Annotated in this window: 7 protein-coding genes; 4 read left to right on the forward strand and 3 right to left on the reverse strand. The window is 47.8% G+C overall.

Going from position 1 to position 8,690, the window contains the following annotated elements; genetic code table 11:
- Positions 1-46 precede the first annotated feature (46 nt).
- Genes A6049_RS23965 through A6049_RS23975 form a run of 3 tightly spaced genes read right to left on the reverse strand, consistent with a single transcriptional unit; the run spans position 47 to position 3,615 of the window.
- A complete protein-coding gene (locus A6049_RS23965) occupies positions 47-874 on the reverse strand; it encodes an energy-coupling factor transporter transmembrane component T family protein (protein WP_063567057.1) in 828 nt (275 codons plus the stop codon).
- Positions 849-2,735, reverse strand: a complete 1,887-nt coding sequence (locus A6049_RS23970) for an ABC transporter ATP-binding protein (RefSeq protein WP_240321524.1) — start codon at positions 2,733-2,735, stop codon at positions 849-851. Before A6049_RS23970 ends, A6049_RS23965 begins: the two co-directional genes overlap by 26 nt.
- Positions 2,728-3,615: a DUF8171 family membrane protein gene (locus A6049_RS23975; RefSeq protein ID WP_063567058.1), complete on the reverse strand. Its 888-nt coding sequence runs from the start codon at positions 3,613-3,615 to the stop codon at positions 2,728-2,730. The genes A6049_RS23970 and A6049_RS23975 overlap by 8 nt, the downstream gene beginning before the upstream one ends.
- Positions 3,616-3,819: 204 nt before the next feature.
- Here A6049_RS23975 and A6049_RS23980 point away from each other — a divergent pair, with 204 nt between their 5' ends.
- The 4 genes from A6049_RS23980 to A6049_RS23995 all read left to right on the forward strand — a co-directional run.
- Positions 3,820-4,653: a MurR/RpiR family transcriptional regulator gene (locus A6049_RS23980; protein ID WP_063567059.1), complete on the forward strand. Its 834-nt coding sequence runs from the start codon at positions 3,820-3,822 to the stop codon at positions 4,651-4,653.
- 305 nt (positions 4,654-4,958) lie between these two features.
- Positions 4,959-5,909, forward strand: a complete 951-nt coding sequence (locus tag A6049_RS23985) for a methyl-accepting chemotaxis protein (protein WP_063567060.1) — start codon at positions 4,959-4,961, stop codon at positions 5,907-5,909.
- Positions 5,910-6,066: 157 nt separating this feature from the next.
- Positions 6,067-7,785 carry a spore germination protein gene (locus A6049_RS23990; RefSeq protein WP_063567061.1) on the forward strand — a complete coding sequence of 573 codons (1,719 nt, stop codon included), beginning with the start codon at positions 6,067-6,069 and terminating at the stop codon, positions 7,783-7,785.
- A gap of 98 nt (positions 7,786-7,883) precedes the next feature.
- Positions 7,884-8,690: GerAB/ArcD/ProY family transporter (locus A6049_RS23995; protein WP_240321526.1), on the forward strand; the 807-nt coding region annotated here is incomplete at its 3' end.

Raw genomic sequence — 8,690 nt, forward strand, 5'->3', positions numbered from 1 at the left:
CCATGAATGATTAATGGTATGAATAGTTACAGCATTTTATTTTGAATTACAGAATCTCGTAATGCCCGCCGAGCCAGAACAGCAGTGTAACATAGATTGCCGATCCGGCGAGAAATCCGAGGTCACGTGAGGTGATTTTCAGATGGGCCAGCTTCAGGCGTTTGGACTCAGGATGTTTCATGCCGTACGAGAAACCGCGTGTCTCCAGTGCTTCCACCGTTGTGCGGGAACGTTTGGCGGTAGCCAGCATTAGCGGGAAGAAGGACACAACGAACAGCTTCATATAGTAGACAACGAGCCGCCAATAGAGCCATCCGTGCCGGGAGGGAACCTGACCTCGCAGTCTGTAGGACAGCATGATGTTGCGGAATTCACCGAACAGCACCGGCAATATGCGGTAAGCATAAGAGAGGCTGAAAGAAAACGTCGCAGGCATGCCGAGCGCAAGTAACCCATCGCCGATCCGTTCCGGGTCCATGCCCGAAAAGACGGTGATACTCGCCAGCGAGACGATGGACAGCTTCAAAGTAAGCAGCAGCAGGGGGAATGCAGATTCCAGATTGCCACCGAAGAACAGCGAGATGATAAACATCCACCCGACCTGGCCGATTAATCCTAAGCAGAGAATGATAATGATAAAAGGAGCGGCTCTGGACAATATGGTGGTAGTCACCATCAACAGAAACATGCCGAGCAGCACAGTTCCGTTATGAACAAACCAGGGAACGATGGCAAAAAAGAGATACCAGATCAGCATGGCACGGGGATCAATCCGCGACAGGCTGGCATGTCCGCTGCCATATACGGTATTCATCAGCTCAAGCTGAATGCGTTCAATGGATATTTTGTCAAACCAGTTGCGGACAAGCTGCATGATGCATATCCTCCTTGGTGAGTGATTGATTCAAGAGAGTATCAACAAAAGCCTCGGTTGTCGGTGAAAGTGTCGGTAGACCCATCCGGTGGGAGAGCTCCATGATCTGTGTAAGCGCAAGTCCGGAGCGGCGCAGAAGGGACTCATCCGCAAACACGTCGGCAGGTGTGCCGTCTGCTTCCACCTGACCATTGTGAAGCACGATAACGCGACTAGCCCACTGGGTAACCAGCTGCATATCATGCGTGGCAATGACGGTTGTTCGCACATACTGATCCAGCTCATCCAGTACACCTATCAGTTCCTCGCGAGTGGCAAGGTCCAGATTGGCGGTGGGCTCATCCAGCAGCATAAGTGAAGGCTTTATGGCTGCACCGATGGCAAGTGTGACACGCCGCTGTTGTCCACCACTGAGAAGCCGGGCATCCCGCTCTTGCAGCGGAGTAAGCCGAAAACGCTCCAGTACATGTGCAATTTGCTGGTCAGCTTCCGGGATGCGACGGTTCTTCAGGAAATACGCGACTTCTTTACGAACACTGTCTTCGATAAACATTTCGGAAGAGTTCTGAAAAATATAGGCGACCTTCCCCGCCAGCTGCTCCAAAGAGGAACGGTGCGTAACTTCACCCAGAACACTGACACTGCCTTCTTGAGGTAGGCTAATGCCAGCCATCATCTTCAGTAAGGAGGATTTACCCGCACCATTGTTGCCAATCAAGGCAATCCGTTCTCCTTCATGGAGTGAAATATTAACACCACGAATGACTTCATGTTCTTTTTTGCCCAGTCCTCTGTAACGCAGCCGGGTTTGATGAAACTGAACGATAGGCATCAACGGTTCAGCAGCCGAGGCAGGCGTTGAACGCTTTGTATTTGCAATTTGGCTAGAAACGTCGCGTGCCAAGTTCGAATAGGATGAAGGTTCATTTTGCAAAGAAGCGGATGGAATGGATGGGTAATGCTCGGCAAAATAAACGTTTGCTTCTTCCACAGTAATCGGGAAGCGTCGTTCTGAACCTGAGAGGCCCGCAATTGTTTTTTCTCCCTGCGATAACTCTGCAGCCTGAATAGCTGCCCGTGTAACCTCAGGAGGTTGAATGCCCAGCCGTTCCAGATCCGCAATTCGATTCAAACCTTCCTTAACAGGAAGGTTCCACAAGACCCGGCCTTTGTCCATCAATACCACATCTGCGCAGAAGTCGGCGATAAATTCAGTATGGTGCTCGATGACGATAATCGTCTTGCCATATTCCGTATTCAATTTCGAAAGACACTCATAGATGAGTCTTGCATGCTGCGGGTCAAGCTGTGAGACAGGTTCATCCACGATCAGGATATCGGGGTCGAGCGACAGAGCACCGGCCAGAGCGAGCAGATGTTTCTGCCCACCACTTAATTCCCAGATGTATCGGTTATGAATGGTATCCAGACCACACATGGCAAGTGCGCGTTCACCGAGCTCCCGATAGTTGGGCAGTCCGTAATTGAGTGGTGCAAAGCAAGCCTCGTCCAAAACGGTGGGCCGCACGAGCTGGTTATCGAAATCCTGATATACGTAACCGATTTTTCTGGATAGGTCTGCAACACTTCGTCCTTCGGCAGGCGTTCCAAGTACATGGACTTCACCGTAGAAGTCCCCTGTATAGAATTGAGGAATAAGGCCATTAAACAACTTGCACAGGGTGGATTTGCCGCAACCGTTGCCCCCGATAATGGCTGTAAAACTGCCTCGTGGGAGTTCGAGTGAAGCTCCGTTCAGGACGGGCTCTTCGGAGCCAGGATACGTAAAGATGACATTTTGAATGGAAATGGCAGAATCCGATGCGGAAACAGAAGCTGATGTGGACATTTCATTATGCATAAGGGCGATTCTCCGTACCGGGTACCGTTTTGTTTTTGCTTCGTTTAGCGCGCATGATCAGTAATGTCACCACAGCAACCAATGCGGCAGCTCCGATACTAATCCATATTGAAGCCGAACCATATTGATCTGCATAGTCCGTCTCCCAAACAGCGAAGTTGATATCCATTTCGGACAGGGATTCCGCACCAAAGGCCAGCCCAAGCAGCAGCACACCGATCAGGATCAGTTTCGGACGGAAGAAGCCGATTCCTTCATACTTCATCCCTGGATTACGAGGTTTGATGCCGAGCAGTGGTTCAATTTTGCCATAGAGTAGGGGTACGAGATACAGCGTAGGCAGCAGAGCGAACAGGATGCCTGAGAACAGTACGTCATTCAGAAAGCCAACCCCTTCAATCAGCACAACACTTTCCGCAAGTCCAGGGACGGCTTCCAGCTGCTCCACACCAATCCACACTTTACCGATATCCACCAGTGAACTAAGGAACTGATGAATGATGACGCCTGTCATCGCTGCGATTCCGACCTGTCTGCGATTGCGAGGATCACTGACCATACGTCCTGCGACATACATGGCAAAGGAAAAGGTAAGGAATTTCTCCAGCTCGCCCAGTCCGCCAAATTGCCCCAGCATCAGCTCACCGAAGATCACTTCGCCAAGAGCCGCACCAAGGGCAGCAATCATGGGGTGGAACAAAATGCAAAGTGTCAGCGGAATGAAGGCAAAGTACTCAACAGACAATTCAATCGGTCCAAGCTGGAGCTTGGGAATAAGCTCTGTGAACATGTTGGACAAGCCGTACAGTGACATGGATAGCACAAACACCATCATTTTCTGTGAAGACGTCAGCGTATAACGCTCAGTCATCTTCTTCATCGATACATACCTCCCTGAAAGTTAGTGATCATCATAGCCACAGTCTAGGGGCAGAGTATTAACGGGAAAGAAGACATTTGTAAATCGGATGTAATTTTTATTACACATTAAGATTTTAATGAAAAAAATATTACATACATAGCCCACTTCTCTTCCTTTCAACTGATATACTGAGTGCAGAGCGAGAAAAGGAGTGCATACGGAATGAATTTGTTTACTCATAAAGAACAGCTGTCGCCAGGTCATCTGAAAATTGCTGATTTTGTTGAACGCAATCCGGAAGAGATTCTGTTCATGACGGAACAGGAGATTGCCGACAGGCTGGGGGTCAGTATTGCGACCGTATCCCGTTTCTGGCGGGCGGTTGGATATGACAATGCCAAAGCATTCAAAATCCGGCTTCGTACATCCGAAGACACTACACCTGCCCTTAAATTAAATAAAACCATATCCCGCATGGATACGGACAGCCTTCCCGTTCAGTTACTGGAGGCCTCTGTCAGCCATTTGCAGGAGACGTTATCCCATATGAAGCAGGGGGATCTGGAGCATTCAGCAGCCATCCTTGCTGAAGCACGAAGAGTATATGTGTATGCTCCAGGGCCTTCCGCTGGTTTGGCGGAATTATTGTCCTTTCGGCTATCCCGATTCGGATTGACGGTCATCCACCTCGCCGGAGGTGGCCATGAATTATTGGAATCACTGATGCATATGCAACGGGAGGATGTTGTGCTGCTGATGTGTTTTACAAGACTCTTGCCTGAAGCAGAGGTCATTCTGGATTATGCCAGAGATACAGACAGTAAAGCCGTACTTGTAACAGATCGGGAAGACCTCTTATATGGATTGGGGACGGAGTTATCTTTTTACGTTAGTAGAGGGGAGCTTGGCGAATTTCATTCCATGGTTACTCCACTACTGTTAATGGAACAACTGGTGCTGGCGGTGGGATTGATGCAGAAGGACCATGCGCTGTCTAAGCTGGAGCGGCTCGCTGACTTGCGCAGTCGGTACGCAGATAAATTGCCGCGAGACTGATGGATGAAACAGGTAGCGTAATATACAGAGACGACTACTGATAACATCAAAGCTATGGAAGGTTATACCATAATTAGGGGCGGTTAATCCGCTCCTTTTTGTGTTAGAATTTGCTCATGAAAAATAATGTTTAGACAGTTAGTTTATTGGGTATAAAAAGTCAAGCCGTAACCGAATTGTTAGAAATTGATTTGGGAGTGATCCAATTGACTGCAATTGGAGTATACAATAATAGAGTCGTCTCTATTCAGTTGAATACATAATTGCACTACAACAGGAACTGCCAGAATGAGAACGGTTTAATCATGGGAAGAAGTCAGGGAGTGGGGATCGCTTTGCCTATAGTAGATGTGGAAAAAAAAGATGTTGTTACCGATGCGCTGGTCATTAAGGCCATGGAGAAAAGTCTGGCTATCATTCGATTCGATATGGATCGACGGGTTACGTATGTAAATGAAGTTTTTGCCCAGACGATGGGCTATTCCGTAGCTGAGATGTATGGCATGCAGCATGAGCAATTTTGTTTCGACGAGTTCGTGAAAAGCCCTGACTATAACGCGTTTTGGAGTAGTATTTTTAACGGTACTAGCTTCCAGGACAAGGTTGAACGCAAGGATGCAAAGGGAAATCCCGTATGGCTTGAAGCGACATATATGCCCGTCTATGATGAATTGAATCAGAATATATTGGGTGTGTCCAAAATAGCTACAAACATCACGACCCGTCAGAATAATATTTCAGCTGTAGTTAATGAACTGAAGACGATGTCACATGATCTGAACGAACATGCTGATATCGGCATTGAGCGAAGCCGTGAGCTGATGTCCAGTATCACGTATATATCTGAAGTTTCCGCCCACAACCGAGCGACACTGAATCATTTGCAAGAACAGGCACGTTCTATCCAGGGAGTTGTTAAAACGATTCGCGAAATTGCGTCGCAGACCCAGCTTCTGGCCCTGAACGCTGCGATTGAAGCGGCACATGCAGGCGAATATGGGCGCGGGTTCGATGTTGTAGCCAAGGAAGTACGCAAACTATCGGCTATGGTCGAAAATTCCATTAATGAGATTCGGGATAGTGTGAATGGGATAACCAAAGAGATTACGAACATTTCTGGCGGAACACAGAAGGTTGAAGGCTACGTGGAGCGAAGTCAGCAGCAGATCGAGGTGGCGTTGAATGATTTTACAACCATTGCGGCGTCTGCACATCTACTTGATGAGAAGGCGCAACACGTAACCAAAATCGTATAGATAAGGTAAACTCCAATAACCCCTAGGGAAGCGGGTGCCAATAGAGGCATCTGCTTTTTGTTGTTCAAAAAAACGGGAATTATTGTGAGCAATCGGGGAAACAATACTCTGGAATACCTGCAAGTTCATAGCGCAGAGAAATGTTGGGGTGAGGGTGATGTGGTCAACGATTTGGTCGTACGTGCCGGAGTGGCCCATATGGTTACAGGCTTTTTTGTTATGTGTCATTCCGCTATCGATTCTGAAAATAACCCGTTGGATTCGTTCTTCCGTGGATCAGGGAAGCTTCGCAATTTCTACAGATCAAAACCAAGGCAATAACGACGAGCAATCTGTATCATCAGGATCTGATGAGAACCAGAGTTTAGAAACAGGGCGTTATGCCAATATCAAGCTTACCGGGAATTATGTTACCGATTTAATTAGTTCAAAGGAGACCTTTGCTCAGAATGCTGATGTACATATTCGAGAGTTTACAATACGAGGCACGAATACAAGGGCAGCGGTCATGTATATTGATGGTCTTGTGGACCAGCAATTGATTGATGAGCATCTGATTACACCTCTGATGATCAGGGGTGTACCGGAACTGCAACAGGAGAGCTTCCTTCATCCAGCCGATATACATCAGATTAAGAACTATCTAAGTAATCAACTTCTGCCTGTCAGCCAGATACAGGAGACCGAATCGTTACAGGAGCTGGCCTTGGGAGTACTTGGGGGTAAAAATGCACTCCTTGTGGATGGCATGCAAGGTGCACTGATGATTGGCACACCCAAAGGAATAAGCCGCAACATTGAAGAGCCCTTGTCCGAAGCATTGCTTCGCGGGCCAAGAATTGGATTTACGGAGCATCTCAGTGACAATACAGGTATACTGCGACGCTTCGGAAGCAATCAGAGTTTGTTTATTCAGAAATTTGAAGTGGGTACCCGGATCAAGAAGGATCTTGCTATCGCGTATATAGAGGATATTGCCGATCCTGAGCTTGTGGCAGAGGTCCAGAGGCGCATAGAAGGATTGGATATGGATGTCATGCTGGAATCCGGTTATGTGGAGCAGCTAATTGAAGACGATGAGCTGAGTCCGTTTCAACAGATCCAAAACACGGAAAGGCCAGACCGCGTAATCAGCGGAATGTTAGAGGGACGTGTTGCCATACTGCTTGATGGTACACCGTTTGCCTTAATTGTGCCCGCAACCTTCAGCATGCTGCTGCAATCTCCTGAGGATTATTATGAGCGCTGGATACCAGGCACATTTCTGCGCATGCTTCGTTTTCTTGCAGCCATGATTGCGCTATTTGCTCCTGCCTTGTACATCTCCTTTATTTCATTTCATCCTGGTCTGATTCCCACGAAGTTGGCATTGACCATTATTGAGACGCGAAATGGTGTACCGTTTCCTTCCATTATTGAAGCTCTCATTATGGAGACAGCCATTGAAATATTGCGTGAGGCTGGTATACGTCTGCCCAAACCGATCGGTCCGGCGATGGGCATCGTCGGTGGTCTCATTATTGGGGATGCGGCCGTACAGGCCGGTATTGTCAGTCCATTTCTCGTCATCGTAGTTGCGGTAACGGCGATCTCCTCATTTTCCATCCCTACCTATAGTGCTGGAATTACACTGCGAATTTTACGTTTTACAGGCATGTTCAGTGCAGCGGCGCTTGGATTATTCGGGGTGATTATGTTCTTCCTGCTTATTTGCAGCCATCTCGTGCGCCTGAAAAGCTTTGGGGTTCCCTATGTCAGCCCAGTGGTTCCGTATAGCTTGAGCGAATGGAAGGACTTGCTGATCCGTGCACCATTAAAAATGATGAGGCGGCGTCCGCGCATGATGAACCCTACCGATCCGGATCGCAAGAAATAGATGAATAGCAAGATTAACATAAACATTTTAAACCAGAGCAAAGAGGTGATAACGTGAATCGTCCCACGGATAAGCTGACGACAACCCAGACCGGAGTCATGATTATCAATTACATGCTGGGCGCTGGGATTTTGACACTTCCGCGTACTACGGTTGAGGCGGTAGACACACCGGATGTCTGGATCTCCATCATCATATCCGGGCTAATCGCCACGTTTATCGGCATTATGCTCGTCATCCTGTGCCGACGATTTCCTGGCAAAACGGGTTTTCAGTTTGTTCAGGAAATAACAGGTTCATGGATTGCTTTTATACTGGGAGCGGTTGCGATTATCTATTTTCTGGTCATTTCGGCATTTGAAATTCGGGTCATGGCAGAAGTAACCGGACTTTATCTGCTGGAAGGAACACCGGTCTGGGCTATTGTTATGGTCTTCATGTGGGTGGGCATCTATTTGAACTCAGGCGGTCTTGGTGCAGTAGCACGTTTATTCGAGATTATTTTGCCCATCACACTTATCATTTTTGTCATTGCGATTTTGCTTAGCAGCAAACTGTTTGAAATTAATAACCTGAGACCCGTATTGGGAGAAGGGATTATGCCGGTATTCAAGGGACTTAAGTCAACTTTGCTTGCGTATACGGGCTATGAAGTGATGTTTGTCATCATGGCTTATATGCAGCACCCGCAAAAAGGGATCAAAGCGGTAATGTGGGGTACGCTCGTTCCGACAGGCATCTACTTAATTACGGTAGTTATGGTAATCGGAAGTCTTTCCATTGAAGGCATGAAAACTCGAACGTGGCCTACCCTGGATCTGATGAGAAGCTTTGAGCTACAGGGATTGATCTTTGAGCGTTTTGAATCGCTGCTGCTCGTGATCTGGATCATGCAAATCTTCTCG

Source organism: Paenibacillus sp. O199 (assembly GCF_001636635.1).
Classification (GTDB): Bacteria; Bacillota; Bacilli; order Paenibacillales; family Paenibacillaceae; genus Paenibacillus; species Paenibacillus marchantiae.

Excerpts from the sequence above, each read along its gene's own strand:
- A6049_RS23965 (WP_063567057.1), bottom strand. The coding sequence starts at position 874 with ATGCAGCTTGTCCGCAACTGGTTTGACAAAATATCCATTGAACGCATT.
- A6049_RS23970 (WP_240321524.1), bottom strand. The coding sequence starts at position 2,735 with ATGCATAATGAAATGTCCACATCAGCTTCTGTTTCCGCATCGGATTCT.
- A6049_RS23975 (WP_063567058.1), bottom strand. The coding sequence starts at position 3,615 with ATGAAGAAGATGACTGAGCGTTATACGCTGACGTCTTCACAGAAAATG.
- A6049_RS23980 (WP_063567059.1), top strand. The coding sequence starts at position 3,820 with ATGAATTTGTTTACTCATAAAGAACAGCTGTCGCCAGGTCATCTGAAA.
- A6049_RS23985 (WP_063567060.1), top strand. The coding sequence starts at position 4,959 with ATGGGAAGAAGTCAGGGAGTGGGGATCGCTTTGCCTATAGTAGATGTG.
- A6049_RS23990 (WP_063567061.1), top strand. The coding sequence starts at position 6,067 with ATGTGGTCAACGATTTGGTCGTACGTGCCGGAGTGGCCCATATGGTTA.